This is a genomic window from Stenotrophomonas sp. YAU14D1_LEIMI4_1, assembly GCF_003086815.1.
GTDB lineage: Bacteria > Pseudomonadota > Gammaproteobacteria > Xanthomonadales > Xanthomonadaceae > Stenotrophomonas.
In genome coordinates, this window is the sequence record NZ_CP025997.1 from 3,009,582 (window position 1) to 3,025,233 (window position 15,652).

At 68.8% G+C, this 15,652-nt stretch carries 19 protein-coding genes; 10 read left to right on the top strand and 9 right to left on the bottom strand.

Annotated features, from left to right (window positions below; translation table 11 throughout):
* Nucleotides 1-30: 30 nt before the first annotated feature.
* The 3 genes from C1932_RS14065 (at nucleotide 31) to C1932_RS14075 (ending at nucleotide 1,953) form a co-directional block, all read left to right on the top strand.
* Complete coding sequence (locus tag C1932_RS14065) at nucleotides 31-621, top strand: HAD family hydrolase (protein ID WP_108750664.1); 591 nt, start codon at nucleotides 31-33, stop codon at nucleotides 619-621.
* A 23-nt stretch (nucleotides 622-644) separates the two neighbouring features.
* Nucleotides 645-1,058, top strand: coding sequence for an Rnf electron transport complex subunit RnfB (gene rnfB, locus C1932_RS14070; protein WP_108762584.1), 414 nt, complete (start codon nucleotides 645-647; stop codon nucleotides 1,056-1,058).
* Nucleotides 1,059-1,593: 535 nt separating this feature from the next.
* The gene (locus C1932_RS14075; RefSeq protein ID WP_108762585.1) at nucleotides 1,594-1,953 is read left to right on the top strand and encodes a hypothetical protein; all 360 of its coding nucleotides are present in this window, start codon (nucleotides 1,594-1,596) and stop codon (nucleotides 1,951-1,953) included.
* Nucleotides 1,954-2,064: 111 nt separating this feature from the next.
* On the opposite strand, the gene C1932_RS14080 is transcribed toward C1932_RS14075, so the two are convergent.
* Nucleotides 2,065-2,412: a RidA family protein gene (locus tag C1932_RS14080; RefSeq protein ID WP_108750666.1), complete on the bottom strand. Its 348-nt coding sequence runs from the start codon at nucleotides 2,410-2,412 to the stop codon at nucleotides 2,065-2,067.
* Nucleotides 2,413-2,602: 190 nt separating this feature from the next.
* Here C1932_RS14080 and mprF point away from each other — a divergent pair, with 190 nt between their 5' ends.
* Complete coding sequence (mprF, locus tag C1932_RS14085) at nucleotides 2,603-5,164, top strand: bifunctional lysylphosphatidylglycerol flippase/synthetase MprF (RefSeq protein WP_108762586.1); 2,562 nt, start codon at nucleotides 2,603-2,605, stop codon at nucleotides 5,162-5,164.
* A 46-nt stretch (nucleotides 5,165-5,210) separates the two neighbouring features.
* On the opposite strand, the gene C1932_RS14090 is transcribed toward mprF, so the two are convergent.
* The 4 genes from C1932_RS14090 to C1932_RS14105 form a co-directional block, all read right to left on the bottom strand.
* Nucleotides 5,211-6,548 (bottom strand): AcvB/VirJ family lysyl-phosphatidylglycerol hydrolase, encoded by a 1,338-nt coding sequence (locus C1932_RS14090; protein WP_234412151.1) that lies wholly within the window; start codon nucleotides 6,546-6,548, stop codon nucleotides 5,211-5,213.
* A 71-nt stretch (nucleotides 6,549-6,619) separates the two neighbouring features.
* A complete protein-coding gene (locus C1932_RS14095; protein WP_108762588.1) occupies nucleotides 6,620-7,237 on the bottom strand; it encodes a DUF998 domain-containing protein in 618 nt (205 codons plus the stop codon).
* On the bottom strand, nucleotides 7,234-7,413 hold the full coding sequence (locus C1932_RS14100) for an oxidoreductase-like domain-containing protein (RefSeq protein ID WP_108756846.1): 180 nt from the start codon (nucleotides 7,411-7,413) through the stop codon (nucleotides 7,234-7,236). The genes C1932_RS14095 and C1932_RS14100 overlap by 4 nt, the downstream gene beginning before the upstream one ends.
* A gap of 49 nt (nucleotides 7,414-7,462) precedes the next feature.
* Nucleotides 7,463-8,065 carry a hypothetical protein gene (locus tag C1932_RS14105; RefSeq protein ID WP_108762589.1) on the bottom strand — a complete coding sequence of 201 codons (603 nt, stop codon included), beginning with the start codon at nucleotides 8,063-8,065 and terminating at the stop codon, nucleotides 7,463-7,465.
* A 231-nt stretch (nucleotides 8,066-8,296) separates the two neighbouring features.
* Between C1932_RS14105 and C1932_RS14110 the strand changes: the two genes are divergently transcribed.
* Nucleotides 8,297-9,445: a tetratricopeptide repeat protein gene (locus C1932_RS14110; protein ID WP_108762590.1), complete on the top strand. Its 1,149-nt coding sequence runs from the start codon at nucleotides 8,297-8,299 to the stop codon at nucleotides 9,443-9,445.
* A 6-nt stretch (nucleotides 9,446-9,451) separates the two neighbouring features.
* Here C1932_RS14110 and C1932_RS14115 read toward each other — a convergent pair whose 3' ends face one another.
* Nucleotides 9,452-9,787, bottom strand: coding sequence for a zinc ribbon domain-containing protein YjdM (locus C1932_RS14115; RefSeq protein WP_108751627.1), 336 nt, complete (start codon nucleotides 9,785-9,787; stop codon nucleotides 9,452-9,454).
* 562 nt (nucleotides 9,788-10,349) lie between these two features.
* Here C1932_RS14115 and C1932_RS14120 point away from each other — a divergent pair.
* The 3 genes from C1932_RS14120 to C1932_RS14130 all read left to right on the top strand — a co-directional run bounded on the left by C1932_RS14120 (nucleotide 10,350) and on the right by C1932_RS14130 (nucleotide 12,427).
* On the top strand, nucleotides 10,350-11,711 hold the full coding sequence (locus tag C1932_RS14120; protein ID WP_108762591.1) for an Hsp70 family protein: 1,362 nt from the start codon (nucleotides 10,350-10,352) through the stop codon (nucleotides 11,709-11,711).
* Between the two features lie 228 nt (nucleotides 11,712-11,939).
* Nucleotides 11,940-12,233, top strand: a complete 294-nt coding sequence (locus C1932_RS14125) for a YkgJ family cysteine cluster protein (RefSeq protein ID WP_108763456.1) — start codon at nucleotides 11,940-11,942, stop codon at nucleotides 12,231-12,233.
* Between the two features lie 11 nt (nucleotides 12,234-12,244).
* The gene (locus C1932_RS14130; RefSeq protein WP_079222716.1) at nucleotides 12,245-12,427 is read left to right on the top strand and encodes a hypothetical protein; all 183 of its coding nucleotides are present in this window, start codon (nucleotides 12,245-12,247) and stop codon (nucleotides 12,425-12,427) included.
* Nucleotides 12,428-12,474: 47 nt separating this feature from the next.
* On the opposite strand, the gene C1932_RS14135 is transcribed toward C1932_RS14130, so the two are convergent.
* The 3 genes from C1932_RS14135 to C1932_RS14145 are packed head-to-tail and all read right to left on the bottom strand — an operon-like array spanning nucleotide 12,475 to nucleotide 14,464.
* On the bottom strand, nucleotides 12,475-13,353 hold the full coding sequence (locus C1932_RS14135) for a DUF4097 family beta strand repeat-containing protein (protein WP_108762592.1): 879 nt from the start codon (nucleotides 13,351-13,353) through the stop codon (nucleotides 12,475-12,477).
* An 11-nt stretch (nucleotides 13,354-13,364) separates the two neighbouring features.
* Complete coding sequence (locus tag C1932_RS14140; RefSeq protein WP_108762593.1) at nucleotides 13,365-13,889, bottom strand: hypothetical protein; 525 nt, start codon at nucleotides 13,887-13,889, stop codon at nucleotides 13,365-13,367.
* The gene (locus tag C1932_RS14145; RefSeq protein ID WP_108762594.1) at nucleotides 13,886-14,464 is read right to left on the bottom strand and encodes a sigma-70 family RNA polymerase sigma factor; all 579 of its coding nucleotides are present in this window, start codon (nucleotides 14,462-14,464) and stop codon (nucleotides 13,886-13,888) included. The genes C1932_RS14140 and C1932_RS14145 overlap by 4 nt, the downstream gene beginning before the upstream one ends.
* A gap of 125 nt (nucleotides 14,465-14,589) precedes the next feature.
* On the opposite strand from C1932_RS14145, the gene C1932_RS14150 reads away from it, so the two are divergent.
* Nucleotides 14,590-14,769 (top strand): hypothetical protein, encoded by a 180-nt coding sequence (locus tag C1932_RS14150; protein ID WP_108762595.1) that lies wholly within the window; start codon nucleotides 14,590-14,592, stop codon nucleotides 14,767-14,769.
* A gap of 36 nt (nucleotides 14,770-14,805) precedes the next feature.
* Complete coding sequence (locus C1932_RS14155; RefSeq protein ID WP_108753780.1) at nucleotides 14,806-15,399, top strand: mechanosensitive ion channel family protein; 594 nt, start codon at nucleotides 14,806-14,808, stop codon at nucleotides 15,397-15,399.
* The last annotated feature ends 253 nt before the right edge of the window (nucleotides 15,400-15,652 follow it).

The window sequence follows — 15,652 nt, forward strand, 5'->3', positions numbered from 1 at the left end:
ACGGAAGGCACCGCCATGGGAGAGAGCAGGATGGAGCTGGCGCTGTTCGATTTCGACCACACCATCACCACCTGCGATACCTATGGCCGCTTCGTGCGCCGCGTGGCCACGCCCGAACAGCTGGCGCGTGCGTGGTGGAAGGTGGGCCCATGGTTGCTGGCCTACCGCCTGCGCATCATTTCCGCCGAGCGCATCCGCGCGCGCGTAACCCGCCTGACCTTCAGCGAACGCCACGCCGATGACATCGCCACGCTGGCCGCCGGCTTCGCCCGCGAGGTACTGCCCGAGGTGATGCGGCCGGAAATGCTGGAACAGATCCGCTGGCACAAGGAACAGCAGCACACCGTGGTGGTGGTGTCCGGCTCGCTCGATCTGTACCTGCGGCCGTGGTGCGAACAGTGGGGCCTGCAGTTGATCTGCAACCGGCTGGAAAGCCAGGACGGCCGCTTGACCGGACGCTACGCCGACGGTGACTGTGGCCCGCGCAAGGTCGACCACATCCGCCGCCGATTCGACCTGTCGCGCTATGTGCGCATCCACGCCTACGGCGACAGCTACGAAGACCGCCCCATGCTGGCTCTCGCCCACGAGCGCTGGTACCGCGGCAAGCCCCTGAAATAACCAACGCGCAGCCTTCGCCACGCATGAGCCTGATCCCGCCCCTGACCGAACGCCTGGACCGCCTGCTGCCGCAGACCCAATGTGGCCAATGCGGCTTTGATGGCTGCCGCCCGTACGCGCAGGCCATGGCCCGTGGCGACGCCGGCGTGGACCGCTGCCCGCCCGGCGGCGATGCTGGGGCGCGCGCACTGGCACAGGTGCTGGGCGTACCGGCGCTGCCGTTCGACCGCACGCGCGGCGCGCACAAGCCACCGCAGGTGGCGGTGATCGTGGAAGCAGACTGCATCGGCTGCACCAAATGCATCCAGGCCTGCCCGGTGGATGCCATCGTCGGCGGCGCCAAGTACATGCACACCGTCATTGCCGACCTGTGCACCGGCTGCGAGCTGTGCATCCCGCCGTGCCCGGTGGACTGCATCGATCTGCAGCTTTTGTAAGGGGTCAGAGCCCTTTTCTGCGAAAAGGGATCCGACCCCGCAGCGCAGAAGGGGTCAGATCCCTTTTCGCAGAAAAGGGCTCTGACCCCATTCCGCGAAGCTAGTCGCAATCAACCCACACCGCCGCGCCCCACGCCCGCGCAAGCACGACAGCTGTCGCAGATTGCCCGCTCGGTCGAGGCGCTTGCGGCGCAGCGGCATGGCAGCCATCACCCCGATGCAACACTGTCGCAAGCGTCCTGCTGCGAAGTGGAATGCAACGATTCTGATGGGCATTCGGCAGCAGCACGGCTATAGATGGCGTGCCACTGAAAACGAGTGGCCGGGTCTCGAAAACCCGTTTGTCGAACGTTGTTTGCGCTTGCCAGTCGGCGTCACCTTGCGTGGCGCCGGCTGGCAATCCGTCTGCCAACCATGGCGGGCGGAGCGTGGGGGTCTTCGTGCCCACCGGATTGTTCGACACCGGTTTTCGAGCCACGTCTCCGTCCGCCACCCTTACGTGGCGGCTACCGAATGCCTTGCACGGAGCACTGCCATGAAGACACCGGACATTTCCCACCTGCACGCGCGCACCGCGCCCGCCCCTGCCGATGCGGCAGACACCTGCAACCCCAACACCCTGGCGGCGACCCTGCGCGCCATCGGCCACGGCAGCGCCGCCGATGGCCAACCCTGGCCCGAGCACGCCCAACAACCGGGCCGGCAACGCGCCCTGGCCGACGCCGACTGCGCCCTGGCCGGGCTGCGCGTGGTGCAGGAAATCATGCTGGCCGCCGAACGCACCCGCCAGAACGGCGACGTGCAGGAACACGTCGGCGACCGTGTGATGGAAGGCCTGATGCTGGCCTGTATCGGCCTGTGCGCGCAGGCCAGTGCGCAGCTGCAGCCACGCTAGTTGAAGGGGTCAGAGCCCTTTCCTGCGGAAAGGGATCTGACCCCAGCAGGATTACGGCACAGACGGGGTCAGATCCCTTTTCGCAGAAAAGGGCTCTGACCCTGAACAGCGTTACGGCACGGCCGCCGTGATCACGATCTCGACCTTCCACTCGGCGTGCGCCAGCTTGGCCTCGAAGGTGGCGCGGGCCGGGGTTGCGCCTTCAACCACCCACTCGTCCCACGCCTTGTTCATGCCGTCGAAATCGGCGATGTCGGCCAGGAATACTTCCGCACGCAGCACGTGCTGGCGGTCGCTGGCCACCAGCGCCAGCAGCTTGTCGATCTCGGCCAGCACCTGCCGGGTCTGCCCGGTGATGTCCTGGCTGGTGTCTTCCGGAATCTGGCCGGAAAGGTAGGCGACCTTGTTGTGCACGGTCATTTCGGACATACGCGGTCCGACGTCGTAACGCTCCATCATGGGCGTGGCTCCTGCGGGTGGACAGACCTGCATTCTCACCCACCCGGCGTGCGAAGTGTGTGCCCGGCGCGGCCACTGCATCCGGCCAGCCTGCGCACAGTCCGGCGCTGGTCAAACGGCGGCGACAGGCGCACGATGCGCCACGCTGCGTTGACACCGCCCTCGCCCCCACTGACGCACCCTTGCGCCGATGACCGCCCCCACCGATTCCACGCCCTCCGCCGCTTCCACCTGGAAGCGCGTCGCCACCATCGTCATCCCGCTGCTGATCCTGGCCCTGGCCCTGCATGGGTTGGCCAACGAGTTCGACGAGAACGGCTACCGCGCCATCCGCCACGCCTTCCAGAACCTCAGCCTTGGCCAGATCGCGCTGACGGTGCTGCTGGGTCTGGCCAGCTATGCCTGCCTGATCGGCTTCGATGCCATCGGCCTGCGCCGCAGCGGCATCCGCGTGCATCCGGCACGCATCGGCATCACCGCCTTCCTGGCCCACACCCTGGGCCAGACCGTCGGCTTTGCCGCACTGACCGGCGGCGCGGTGCGCCTGCGCGGCTACCGTAGCGCCGGCCTGGACCTGGCGCAGATCGGCCAAGTGGTGCTGATGAGCACGCTGGGCTTCGTGTTCGGTGCGTGGCTGCTGATGGGCCTGGCCCTGTGCATGGAACCGGCCGCGGCAGCGCTGGCCCTGCCGCTGGACCCGACCGCCGTGCGCGTGGTCGGCATCGTCGCCTTGGCGGCCTACGCGCTGACCGTGCTGCTGGTCGGCCGCCACGGCCGTACCTTCCAGATCTTCGGCCATGGCCTGTGGCTGCCCGACCGGCGCACCATGCTGGGGGTGACCGCACTGAGCGTGGTGGAACTGGTGCTGGCCAGTGCCGCCTTCTACGTGCTACTGCCCGATTCCACCCCCACCGGCCTTCCCGGCTTCGTCGGCCTGTATCTGGTGGCGGTACTGGCCGGGCTGGTGTCCACGGTGCCGGCCGGCTTGGGCGTGTTCGAATGGAGCCTGCTGAAGCTGCTGCCGCAGGTGGCCCCGGCCGCCGTGCTGGCCGCCGCGCTGATCTACCGCGTGACCTATTACGTGCTGCCGCTGCTGCTGGCCACCCTGCTGGCCCTCGCACCGGCCTTGCGCCAGCCGTTCAAGGCCGGTGCCGGCGCCACCCGCGCCGGCTGGCATGCGCTGCGCCCGTGGCTGCCGCAGATCATCGCGCTGGCCGCCTTCAGCGTGGGCGCGGCGCTGGTGATCGACGGCACCCTGCCCACGCCGCGCCGGCACCTGCTGAACGCCTCGCTGCCGATCCTGGAAACCTCGCACCTGATCGGCAGCCTGACCGGCGTGGCCCTGCTGCTGATCGGCCAAGGCCTGGCTCGGCGCAGCCATGCGGCCTGGATGCTGGCCATGGCGATCTGCGTGATCACCCCGCTGCCGATCTGGCTGCGCGGTGGCCAGCCGCTGATCGCATTTTCCGCCCTGCTGGTGGCGATGGCCCTGTGGGCGGCGCGCCGCGAGTTCTACCGCCAGGGCGCGCTGCTGGACGAGGCCTGGTCGTGGCCGTGGCTGCGCAACCTGGGCCTGGTGCTGGTGGCGGTCACCTGGCTGCTGTTCTTCACCTACAGCCACGTGGAATACCAGAACGAGCTGTGGTGGCAGTTCGCGTTGTCCGGCAATGCCCCGCGCGCCCTGCGTGCGCTGCTGGTGGTGGCCATCGCGCTGGTGATCTTCGGCCTGGCGCGGCTGCTGCACAGCACCCGCACGCCGCTGCCGGCGGCCGACGATGCCACCCTGCAGGCACTGGCACCGGTGCTGGCCGGCGCCACCGACACCCAGGCCTGCCTGGTGCTGACCGCCGACAAGGCGGTGCTGCGCGACGAGGCGCAGCAGGGCTTCGTGATGATGCAGCGCTACGGCGGTTCGTTGATCGCCATGGGCGACCCGGTCGGCCCGCCGGAGGTGGCCCGCGCGCTGATCTGGCGCTTCCGCGAAGAAGCCGACCGGCTGGGCCTGCGCCCGGTGTTCTACCAAGTGGGTGAAGCCTATTGGCAGACCTATCTGGACCTGGGCCTGGGCCTGGTGAAGCTGGGCGAAGAAGCGATGGTGCCGCTGCATGATTTCGGCCTGGAAGGGCGGGAACGTGCTGACCTGCGCCAGGCCTGGAACCGCGGCAAGCGCGGTGGCCTAAGTTTCCGGGTAGCGCCGGTGGAGAAGATTCCGGCCCTGCTGCCCCGCCTGCAGGCCATTTCCAACGCGTGGCTGGAGGACAAGGCCGGCGATGAGAAGGGCTTCTCGCTGGGCAGTTTCGACCCGGCCTATCTGGCGCGCTTCCCGATCGCTCTGGTCGAGGCCGAAGGCCAGATCGTGGCCTTCGCCAACCTGTGGCAGGCCCCTGCTGGCGCTGAGCTGTCGGTCGACCTGATGCGCCATGTGAACGAAGCGCCGAAGGGCACGATGGATTTCCTGTTCATCGAGCTGTTCCTGTGGGGCCGTGCACAGGGCTATGCGCGTTTCTCGCTGGGCATGGCGCCGCTGTCCGGCCTGGCCCAGCACCGCCTGGCAGGGCGCTGGAACCGGCTGGCCGGGCTGCTGGCGCGGCACGGCGAGCGCTTCTATGGGTTCAGCGGCCTGCGCCGTTTCAAGTCGAAGTTCGCCCCGCAGTGGCGGCCGCGTTATCTGGCTGCACCGGGTGGCATGCACCTGCCGGCGGCGCTGCTCGATGCCACCCGGTTGATTTCGCTGGACCCGCGGCGCGGGTGATCGTACAGGTTTTGCGCCGGGCCATGCCCGGCGAACGCCTGAGGTTTTACGCGCCGCCCTTCAGGATCACCTCGGCCACGAGATCGTAATCGCCGCCGAAATGGTGGTCGCCCGGCAGCTTCACCTTCTGCACGCCATCGTTGGCCGGCAGGTCCGGGCACAACGCATCGGCATCGTTTTCGCCGAACACGCACAGCGTTTTCGCCGCCGGCAGCCGCGCAACCTCGGGCGCGATCGGCAGGCCATCGCCACCGCCGCCCAGCCAGTTGCTCACGTGGAATTCGAAATCGGCCTTGCGCCCCACCGACAGCAGGGCAATGCGCTGCACGCGCGCACGGGTTGCGGCGTCCAGCTGGTTGATGCTGGCCGGCAGCACGTCGGCGCCCTGCGAGAAACCGATCAGCATCACCTTGTCGCGGTGCCACTGCTGGCGGTAGTGCTCGATGATCTTCTGCAGGTCCGCGGCGAACCCCTGCGGGGTGCGCGCGGTCCAGAAGTAGCGCAGCGAATCCAGGCCGACCACCGACACGCCGTGCTCGGCCAGCGACTCGGCCACGTTCTTGTCCAGGCCCGCCCAGCCGCCGTCGCCGGAAACGAACACCGCCAGGGTGTCACCGTCACCGCGCGCGGGCACTTCCACCACCGGCAGGCCCTTCAGCGCATCGGGCGGCGGCGCCAGGCTCACCCCGGCCTGCGCACCCATCACCCGTGCCGCCGCGACCAGCCCCGGCGTGGCATCGCCGGCGGCGGTGCGCTTGAAGCCACGGGCCATGGCCACCTTCTGCACGAAGGCATCGGCATGGCCGGCCTTGCAGCCGGCGCCGCCATCGGCGTTCAACCACGGCAGATTCAACTCGGCCGGTTGCAGGCGGCCGTGCTTCACCCCGTCGCCGCACACCAGGCGCTCATGGCTGTGGTCGGGGCAGAAACCGCTGGTCAGCAGGCCGGCGAACACCTGGGTATCGGCCTGTGCGGCCAGGCTGTAGGCCAGCTCGGCGCCTTCACCATCACCACCGACCAACGGCAGGTGGTAGCCGGGCAGATGCAGGTAGGCCTGCACCCAGCGCGAGAAGTTCTCCACGTCACCCGCGCCGAAGGCACAGCTGCTGTTGCCCTCGCGCTTGAGCACACCGCGCAGGTGGTCCACATCGACCGACGCCACCAGCGCACCATCGGCGCGCAGGGCTTCGATCGGCGTGGTGGCGGCCGGCGCGGCAGACGGCTGGTGGAACCAGATCACCACGCGCTTGGGCGCACCGCCCGGTGAATGCACCGGCACCTGTTCAAAGCGGCCGTGGCTGACCTGCTGCACATCGGCGGCCGCCGATCCCGCCGCCAGCGCCAACACCAGCCCCATCGCCCTGCCCAGCCCTGCACGCGTCATGTCGCATCCCCGTTGGAATGCGCACACGATACGCTGCCGGCGCGTGCACGGCATGTACCGGCGTGGGCGGTTCAGCGGGCGCTGGCGATGCGCGTGCGGCGGTACAGGATCACGGCCAGGTGCAGCAGCCAACCGACAATGACCGCGATCACGATCTTCTGCCCCAGCCCGCGCGGTGGACCATCGCGCCACAGCACGTGCATCCACAACAACACGAACGCCAGCCACGCCCACGCCCATAGCAGCGCCGCGCTGCGTTGCCAGCCGGGTTCGCGGCGCAGGTACCAGGCCTGCAGCAGCATGGCCACGCTGGCGCACAGGAACGCGGTGTTGGCGGCCAGCCCATGCACCAGCGGCGCGATCAGCGGTGCCAGCTGCGGCAGCCAGCTGTCACCGATCGCCACGGTGGCCAGGCCCAGCGCCGCCACGGTGAACAGCAAGGGGGCGGCGGCGCTGCGGCGCGGCCCGCGGCTGCCGCGGTACAGGGAAATGCCCAGCAGCGCGATGGCCAGCGCCAGCAGGCAGTAGGCGGTGCGCAGGGCCAGCCCCCACGGGCCATGCAGGTACAGGCTCAACGTTGCCCGCACCCAGTCCAGGTCGGCGCGCGCGAACTGCGTCCACAGTGCGGTTGCCGCGAACAGCAGCAGCGCAACCAGCGCCAACAGCGCTGCGGGACGGGCCCGGCTCACGGCGCCTCCTGCGGGTGCCGCGCCTGCCATTCGGCCAGGGCCTTGCGGTAACGCTGCAGCTCTTCCGAATACAGGTCCAGCACGCACAACGGGCAGCCGCTGCCGCAGCACTCGTTGGGGCCGGGTTCTTCCGGCGGCAGCGGGCGCGGGTCGGGATCGGGCACGGGATCGGTCACAGGCAGATCAGACAGAACAGGAAACACCGTGCCAGTGTAACGGCCCCGCTCAGCGTTCCAGGTGCCGGCGCAGGTTGGCCCGCGCCGCAGCGTCCAGACGCGCATGGAAGAAATCGCTCAGGAAGATGCGCGGCGCACGCAACAGACCCTGCAGGAAGCGACGGCGACCGGCACGGTACAGGAAGCCGGGCACGACACCCCGGTACTCTTCGGCCACGCCGCGGTCGTAGGCATCGAACACCTCGGCCGGGGCGCCCAGGATGGCCATGTCGCAGTCCAGGAACAGCGCGGCCTCGGCGTCCACCTCATCGGGCCCCAGCGCACCGTGGCGTGCGGTCAGCAGGATCAGCTGTTCCACCCGCGCGGCATCCAGCTGCGCAAGTGCGGGCACATCGGCAATGGCCTGCACGGCCAACTGCGCCGAACGGGCCTCGTTGTCCTTGCGCCCGGCCTGGTACACCGCATCGTGGTACAGCACCGCCAGGTAGACCTCGGCCGGCTGCTGCCAGCCCGGGCCGTCGGCCACCTGCTGGCAGTGCTGCAGCACCGCGCGCACGTGGCCGAAGTGGTGGTAGGCGCGCGGTGGCGTGGCATAGGCCGCTTCAAGCGCCTGCCACTGCGCCGGCGCCAGCGGAACGGGGGCGAAGTCCATGTAACGATGATCCCGCCGACGCCCAGCCAGAGCAAGCTGGTCAGTTTTTCACCACGCACTCACAACGCTTGCCCGGCAAGCGCTGGCGACGGTTGTCCACAGCTTTGTGAAGCGCTGGTCCACATCCTCTGTGGATCAACGCCCGTGCCGACGGACGGTGTGCGCCCGGCCGGGGGCCCCGATCTACACTGCCGACAGGCCAAAGCGTCCGCCGTCGTGCAGGGGTCCACTATGTGCCGGTTTCCCGCTATCTGCGCGCTGTTGTCCGCGTTCTGGGTCAGCGCGGCCGCAGCGCAGCAGCCCACGGCACCCCCACCTGCCGCCACTGTGCAGGTGGCCGTCGAACCCGGTACCGTGCCGACGCCGCAGCAGGTGCTGGCCATCCCGCCCGCCTTGCGGCAGATGCTGCGAAGCCAGGTGAGCGGCCGCTGGAATTCACGCGAACAGCGCCTGCAGTCGCTGGTCGCAATGATCTTCAGTTCGCAGGGCATGGACCTGCAATACGACGCCAATGCGACCTACACGGTCTCGGAAATCTGGCAGCAGCGGCGTGCCAACTGTCTGTCCTTCACCCTGATGTTCGTCACCCTGGCGCGCGAGGCCGGCATCAAGGCGCGCGTACAGGAAGTGGACCGGGTGGTGTCGTGGTATCAGGACCAGGACCAGGGCGTTGTCTACAGCGTCGGTCATGTCAATGCCAGCGTGCTGGTCGACGGACGCAACGGCACGGTCGATCTGGACCGCAACGTGCTGTACGACCGGCGTGGACCGCACCCGATCACCACCGAACGGGCATTGGCGCACTTCTACAACAACCGTGGCGCCGAGCGCCTGGCCGCGCACGACCGGGCAGGAGCACAGGCCTTCTTCGATGCAGCCCTGGCCCAGGACCCGTCGTTCGCTGCGGCATGGAACAACATCGGCGTGCTGCGCAGCCGCGACGGCGACCTGGCCGCAGCGCGGCGTGCGCTGGAAATCGCGCTGCAGCTGGAGCCACGCCATGACTCTGCCTTGAGCAACCTGGCGGCGCTGTACCGGCAACTGGGCCTGCCATCGCAGGCCAGCGGGCTGGAACGGCAGCTGCGGTCGGCACAGCGCGAAGATCCTTTCGTGCAGTACATGCTGGGCGCACAGGCCGAGCGCAACGACGACCTGCCCCGCGCCATCTACTACTACCGCCGCGCGGTGCGCCTGTACGACAGTGCGCACCAGTTCCATTTCGGGCTGGCCCGCGCCTATTTCCGCAGCGGGCAGGTACAGCGGGCCGACCGCGAGCTGCTGCGTGCCCAGCAACTGGGCGGGGCGCCCGAGCAGGCGCGTTACCAGGCCAAGCTGGACAGCCTGGCCCGCTGGCGCGCGCAGCAGCAGGCGCAGCGCTGAAGCGCGTCAGGCCTTTTTCAGGAAGCAGGTCTTCAGCACCAGCCCCTTGATCTTGTCCGAATTGCCTTCGATGTGTTCGGCATCGTCCTCGACCAGGCGGATGTTGCGGATCACCGTGCCCTGCTTCAACGGAATGGAAGACCCCTTCACCTTCAGGTCCTTGATGACGGTGACCGTATCGCCGCTCTGCAGCGTATTGCCGTTGCTGTCACGCACTACCAGCCCCGCACCGCTGGCCTCTTCGGCGGTCCACTCGAAGCCGCAGTCGGCGCAGATCCACAGCGCGCCATCGGCATAGGTGTTTTCCAGGGTGCACTGCGGGCAAGCGGGAGCGGACGACATCAGCAAGTACCTCAAAATGAATCAACAGCCGCCATTGTAACCGGCACGCCTGTGCTCCGATTTTTCTCGCGCGCGGCGCTTTGATTGATCTCGCTGGGGCGGGACGGAGAGGGGCCGACGGGACACGCGGTAAATACGTCCATGTAGCTCGTAGGCGCCATCCCTGGCGCCTACGGTCCCGTCGGCCCCTCTCCGTCCCGCCTTGACAGTTTCCCGCGGCGGCCGCCGTAAAAATCAAAGTCTTGCACTGCGCCTTTGGTGTCTGCTGCCGCGCGCCGGGAAACTGTCCAGAGCCGAGGGGGCGGCCGGGGGCCCGAGGCATGCCTCGGGCGGGTTGGGCAGGACGCCCAACCCCGGTCTTGCCGTGTGCGCAGGACAGCCCACGCGTGCAAGGTGCCTACGAGCCCCCATGGATGGGTTGACGGCGTGTCCTGCTCCGGCCGCCCCCTCGGCTGAGCACGGATCAGGCAGGCGCTGAAACCCAACCGAAGCCGACTGAAACTTGCAGGACGCGCCGAACTGCAGCAGAGTGCGCGGCCCCCGCCTGTCCCCCGGATTTCCCATGCGCCTCGGCATCGACTTTGGTACCAGCAACTCCGCCGCCGCGATCGTGCGCGATGGCCAGCTGCTGCCGATCCGCTTCGGCGACGCCGAACAGTTCCGCACCAGCGTCTACTTCCCCGGCGTGGTGCCCGACCCGGACGATTTCCAGCTCGATGCCGGGCAGGAACACCAGCTGCAGCAGATGATCGACAGCGCCGCCCGCGCGGCACGTGCTGCCGGCCAGGAACGCACGCCGCAGGCCCTGCGCCGCGAAGCCCTGCGCGCCCTGCGCCGCGAATGGATGGAAGCCCGCGCCGGGCAGCAACGCAGCGCCAGCGACCTGCTGCAGAACGCGGTCTACGGCGACGAGGCGCTGGAAGCCTATTTCGAGGAACACGAAGGCAACCTGGTGCAGAGCCCGAAATCGATGCTGGGCTACAACTTGCACCCACGCGCCAAGCAGACCATCACCGGCATCGCCGCACACATCCTGGAACACATCCGCCTGACCGCCAGCGCCCAGCTGGGCCAGCCGCTGCGCGCCGCCCTGCTCGGCCGCCCGGTGCAGTTCCGCAGCTCCATCGGCGATGCCGGCAATGCCCAGGCCCTGGACATCCTGCGCGAGGCCGCCAGCCAGGCCGGCTTCGACCAGATCGATTTCCTGGAAGAACCCGCTGCCGCCGCCATGCATTACCACGCCGAAAGCCGCGAGCGGCACCAGGCCGTGATCGTCGATATCGGCGGCGGCACCACCGACATCGCCCACGCCGAAGTAGGCGGCGACGCTGCACCACGCATCCACCGCGCCTGGGGCATCGCCCGCGGCGGTACCGATATCGACCTGGCACTGAGCCTGTCCAGCTACATGCCGCTGTTCGGCCGCGGCATCACCCGCGTGCCCGCCCACCACTACGTGGAAGCGGCCACGGTGCAGGACATGACCCGCCAGCGCGAATTCCGCCTGCACAAGTACGACCACGTGGACGCCCCCTGGGGCGACCGCCTGCAGGCACTGCAGGACACCGGCAACACCGCCCGCCTGTACCGCGACGTGGAACGCGCCAAGATCGCCCTGAGCAGCAGCCCGCAGCACCGCAGCACGCTGGACTACATTGCCCGCGACCTGCATGTCGACACCAGCGCCGAAGGCCTGACCGCGGCCGCGCACGGCTACCTGGAACAGATCCGGGCCCTGCTGGCGCAGGTCCGCCGTGATATCGGCGGCGACCCGGACGCGGTGTTCCTGACCGGCGGCATGTCCCGCGCCGGCTACCTGCGCCAGGCCGCGGCCGAGGCCTTCCCCGGTGCCCGCATGGTGCAAGGCGAGCCCTCGCTGGGCGTGGTGCAGGGGCTGGCGCTGGCGGCAGCCAGCCGGGATTAACAAAACGTTACGCGAACTTTGCTACCCTCGGTGGGCTTGATAGGGCTCTACCTTCCGCCGGCTGCGCCGGTGTGTGTCCCCGGGTAGGGCCCGGCCCGCGCAGCGGGCCTTGCGGCCATGCCTTCTGGCTCGTTCATGGTCCGCGTACTACCCGAGCCGCCATCGAGACCCGCTTTGGGCACCCGCCTGGCCCCTGTGGCCGCACAACCTGAAGAAGCACCTGCACCCATCGACTGCCGCCGTTGTGACGCGGTCTGTTGCCGGTTGCCCGTGCTGCTGCAGGCGGGCGACGACGTGCCCCGCCAGTATACCTCGCGCGACAGGCACGGCCGTGCCGTGATGGCGCGCAATGATGAAGGCTGGTGCGCGGCGATCGATCCCTATCACCTGCGCTGCACGATCTATTCGCAGCGCCCGGCGATCTGCCGCCAGTTTGCGATGGGCGGCGATGACTGCCGCCGCGAGCGGCAGGACTACCTGCGCCAGGCCGATGCCTGGGCGCTTTCCTCCCCTTCCACCTGACAGGAGCAACCATGCCCCGCAAGGCAAAGACCCCCGCGAAGGCTACCAACAGCATCCGCAGCGAACGCAAGGGCGCGGCCGCCAGCACCACGGTCAGCAGCGATTCGATTGCGTCCGATCTGGCCGCGTTCCGCAAGAGCGGTGGCAAGATCGAAGTACTGGGCACCACCTGGGCGCTGAAGAAAGCCAGCTGACCCACCCTGACCGCGGCGGCGCTGCCGCCGCGGCCTGCCGGGCCGGCTCAACGGTCCAGACGGACCTGCACGCTGCCCGAGTGCGACTGCACGCGGATATCCCCATCACCACTGCCCAAGCGGGTGTCCAGATGGCTGCCCGGGCCGTAGCGTGGGCGTTCCACGCTGCCCGCATCGCTGTTGATCGCGCCGCTGAAGCTGTTCACTGACAGCTGCGCCGACACCGTACGCGGCAGCCGCAGGCTGACCGACGCACTCACCGACCCCACGCTGATACGGCCGCCCGGCGCCAAGGTAGACGCCGACAGATCGATGCCGCCGGATACCGTTTCCACGGCCAGGCGCTGGATGCGACCGGCATCCACCCCGACCCTGCCCGACACGGTCTGCGCACCGATGTCGCCGGCGACGCCGCCACCGGCCTGGATCTGCCCGCTGACCGTGTTCACGTCCAGCCGCGGCGTCTGCAGCCGTGCAGTCACATTGCCGCTGACCGAATTGAGCTTGCTGTCGGCGCTGCGCCCGGCCGCACTCAGGTTGCCGCTCACCGTGTCGGCCTGCAGCCTGCGCACATCGATGCCACTGATGTCCTGGTCGGCACTGACCGTGCTGAGCAGCAGCTCGGACGAGCGCGGAACATTCAACACCAGGGTGGCGCCGCCGTTGTTGCTGCGCCGCGGGTATTCCACTTCCCAGCGCACGCGGTTGGCGCTCTTTTCCTGGCGCAGCTGCAGGCCGTCGCTGAGGCTGCCGGTCAGCTGCACATCGTTGCGGTCCCAGCCGCGCACCGTCACCTTACCGGCCACGTTGCTCAGTTCAATACGGCCACCACTGGCCAGGGCGTGGCGTTCGTCCACGCGGGTGTCGGCCAGCGCCAACGTTGGCAACAGCAGCAGCGCAGCAGACAAGGGAAGCAAGGCTCGCATCGGGAATCTCCTCAGGTTGTCAGTCCAGCGGCGGCCTGTGCCGCCTGCCGGGTCAGTTCCAGCCGCAGCGCGTAGGTGCGCCGCAGTTGTGCCAATAGATGTGCAGCGCGCGGGTCCTGCGCCATGGCGGCGCGGATCTGCACCACGCTGCGGTCCAGTTCCTGCAGCGCCGGCTGCCATTCCGGCGCACGCGCTGCCGGCAGCGACGCCACCGCCTGCTGGTACTGCGCGGCCATGGCATTGGCCTGCAGCTGCAGCCCGCCGGGTGCCGGCGCCTGCACGGCGTCATGCCGCCACGGGGCCACCGCGTACAGCGCCAGGCCTGCGGCCAGCGCCGCGCCCAGCGGCAGCCAGGCGCGACGCAGCGGGCGACGCGGCAGCGCCACCACCACAGCCGGCGCGCTGGTCGCCTGCACCGGCTCGCGTGGCGGCAGCCGTGCCGACAACCGCGCCCAGCCATCGGCAGGCGGAGTGCGCTGCTGCGGCAGGTCGCGCAGCCGCGCCAGCAGGTCGTGATCGGGGTCGGGGGTGGTCATGTCATGTCTCCCAGCCGCGCACGCAGCAGGCCGCGCGCGCGATGCAACTGTGCCTTGGAACTGCCGACGGCCATCTGCAGTTGTTCGGCGATTTCGTGGTGTTTCCAGCCTTCGATATCGTGCAGCACCAATACCGCACGGGCCCGCGGTGGCAGTGTTGCCAATGCCCGCTCCAGATCACGCTCGGTGCCGGCGCAGCGGTCATACACGGCCAGCTCCTGCAGGCCGCCTTCCATGTCGTTCAGGCTGTGGTGGTCCTGCCCGCCAGCGCGCACGCGCAGTTCCATCAGCGCGGCATTCACCCCCAGCCGGTGCAGCCAGGTGGCCAGGCTGCTTTCAAAGCGGAAACCCGGCAATGCCTTCCAGGCCTGCAGGAAGGCTTCCTGCAACGCGTCTTCGGCCCGTGCCTGCTGCCCGCCGCACAGCCGCCACAGCACGGCGAACAGGCGCGGCGCATGGCTGCGGTACAGGCACGCATAGGCCACGGTGTCGCCGGCCGCAGCCGCCCGTATCAACGCGGGCTCATCGGGCGCATCAGCGGCAGCAGGTGGCGGCGGCATGGTGGTGTCGAGCATAGCGCTTGGATGCAGCGGCCCAGCAAAAGGTTTACACGGCCGACGGCCGCTTCGGCATGCAACCTTTTCGGCCGCCGCTGCATCCATGCCTGCATCCCCCGCGTGGCCGCAGGCCCGGAGACCCCATGTCCGCCACCCACTGTGCAGCGCTGCTGGCCATCGTGATCTGCGTGGCGCAGCAGGGCCTGGGCCTGTCGCTGCAATGGCACGGCGAGGCCCACGGCGCGTGCCTGCAGCGGCACCGCCAGGCGCTGGTCTGCCTGCAGTGGCCCCCGGCAGTCGAAACGCCATCGCGCGCCGGGTAAGATCGGGCGTTGTTTCCTGCTGCCCGTTGTCGCCCCATGATGTTGTCACTGAAGGATCACCTGCCGGCCTGGACCCACCCGTGGCTGCACGACATCGGCGTCGGCCTGCAGATCCTGGCCACGCTGCTGGCCGCCTGGTTGCTGCGATTGCTGGCGCGGCGGCTGATCCGGCGCTTTTCCGAGCATTACACCCTGCCGCAGGAAATGGCGATGGGCGCGCGGCGGATCAGCAGCTTCGTGGTCTATTTCAGTGCCCTGCTGTACATCCTCAGCCTGCTGGGCGCATCGCCTTCGGTGCTGTGGACCGCGTTCACCGGTTTTGCGGCGGTGGGTGCAGTGGCCTTCTTCGCGGCCTGGAGCGTGCTGTCCAACATCTTCTGCACGCTGCTGATCTTCACCACGCGCCCGTTCCGCCTGCACGACTACATCGAAGTCCTGGAGAACGGCGAGAAGCCGGGGCTGAAGGGTCGGGTGATCGACGTGAACCTGATCTACACCACGCTGCAGGAAACCGGCGATGGCCACCAGGGCACGGTGCTGCAGCTGCCGAACAACCTGTTCTTCCAGCGCACGGTGCGCCGCTGGCGCGACCCGTCGCAGGCCCCCGGCGGCATCCAGGGCGACGGCTGAGGGGGTTTTCTCTGCAGGGCTTGCAGCCCTGCACCTGCTCGATGCAACGGCAACGGCAACGGCAACGGCAAAAGCTTGCATTCCGTGGGTTGGCGGGGTGGTGTGGGCTTGCAGGACACGCCGTAAACCCGTCCATGGGGGCTCGTAGGCGCCATCCATGGCGCCTGCGGTCCTGCAAGCCCACACCACCCCGCCTTCGACAGTTTCCTGCGATCGGCCGCAACGGCGTTCTGCTCTGGTAGGTGTCGACCTT

Excerpts from the sequence above, each read along its gene's own strand:
- mprF (WP_108762586.1), top strand. The coding sequence starts at position 2,603 with ATGACCGCCCCCACCGATTCCACGCCCTCCGCCGCTTCCACCTGGAAG.
- C1932_RS14090 (WP_234412151.1), bottom strand. The coding sequence starts at position 6,548 with ATGACGCGTGCAGGGCTGGGCAGGGCGATGGGGCTGGTGTTGGCGCTG.
- C1932_RS14130 (WP_079222716.1), top strand. The coding sequence starts at position 12,245 with ATGCCCCGCAAGGCAAAGACCCCCGCGAAGGCTACCAACAGCATCCGC.
- C1932_RS14145 (WP_108762594.1), bottom strand. The coding sequence starts at position 14,464 with ATGCTCGACACCACCATGCCGCCGCCACCTGCTGCCGCTGATGCGCCC.
- C1932_RS14155 (WP_108753780.1), top strand. The coding sequence starts at position 14,806 with ATGATGTTGTCACTGAAGGATCACCTGCCGGCCTGGACCCACCCGTGG.
- C1932_RS14075 (WP_108762585.1), top strand. The coding sequence starts at position 1,594 with ATGAAGACACCGGACATTTCCCACCTGCACGCGCGCACCGCGCCCGCC.
- C1932_RS14105 (WP_108762589.1), bottom strand. The coding sequence starts at position 8,065 with ATGGACTTCGCCCCCGTTCCGCTGGCGCCGGCGCAGTGGCAGGCGCTT.
- C1932_RS14140 (WP_108762593.1), bottom strand. The coding sequence starts at position 13,889 with ATGACCACCCCCGACCCCGATCACGACCTGCTGGCGCGGCTGCGCGAC.
- C1932_RS14080 (WP_108750666.1), bottom strand. The coding sequence starts at position 2,412 with ATGATGGAGCGTTACGACGTCGGACCGCGTATGTCCGAAATGACCGTG.
- rnfB (WP_108762584.1), top strand. The coding sequence starts at position 645 with ATGAGCCTGATCCCGCCCCTGACCGAACGCCTGGACCGCCTGCTGCCG.
- C1932_RS14135 (WP_108762592.1), bottom strand. The coding sequence starts at position 13,353 with ATGCGAGCCTTGCTTCCCTTGTCTGCTGCGCTGCTGCTGTTGCCAACG.
- C1932_RS14120 (WP_108762591.1), top strand. The coding sequence starts at position 10,350 with ATGCGCCTCGGCATCGACTTTGGTACCAGCAACTCCGCCGCCGCGATC.
- C1932_RS14065 (WP_108750664.1), top strand. The coding sequence starts at position 31 with ATGGAGCTGGCGCTGTTCGATTTCGACCACACCATCACCACCTGCGAT.
- C1932_RS14110 (WP_108762590.1), top strand. The coding sequence starts at position 8,297 with ATGTGCCGGTTTCCCGCTATCTGCGCGCTGTTGTCCGCGTTCTGGGTC.
- C1932_RS14150 (WP_108762595.1), top strand. The coding sequence starts at position 14,590 with ATGTCCGCCACCCACTGTGCAGCGCTGCTGGCCATCGTGATCTGCGTG.
- C1932_RS14115 (WP_108751627.1), bottom strand. The coding sequence starts at position 9,787 with ATGTCGTCCGCTCCCGCTTGCCCGCAGTGCACCCTGGAAAACACCTAT.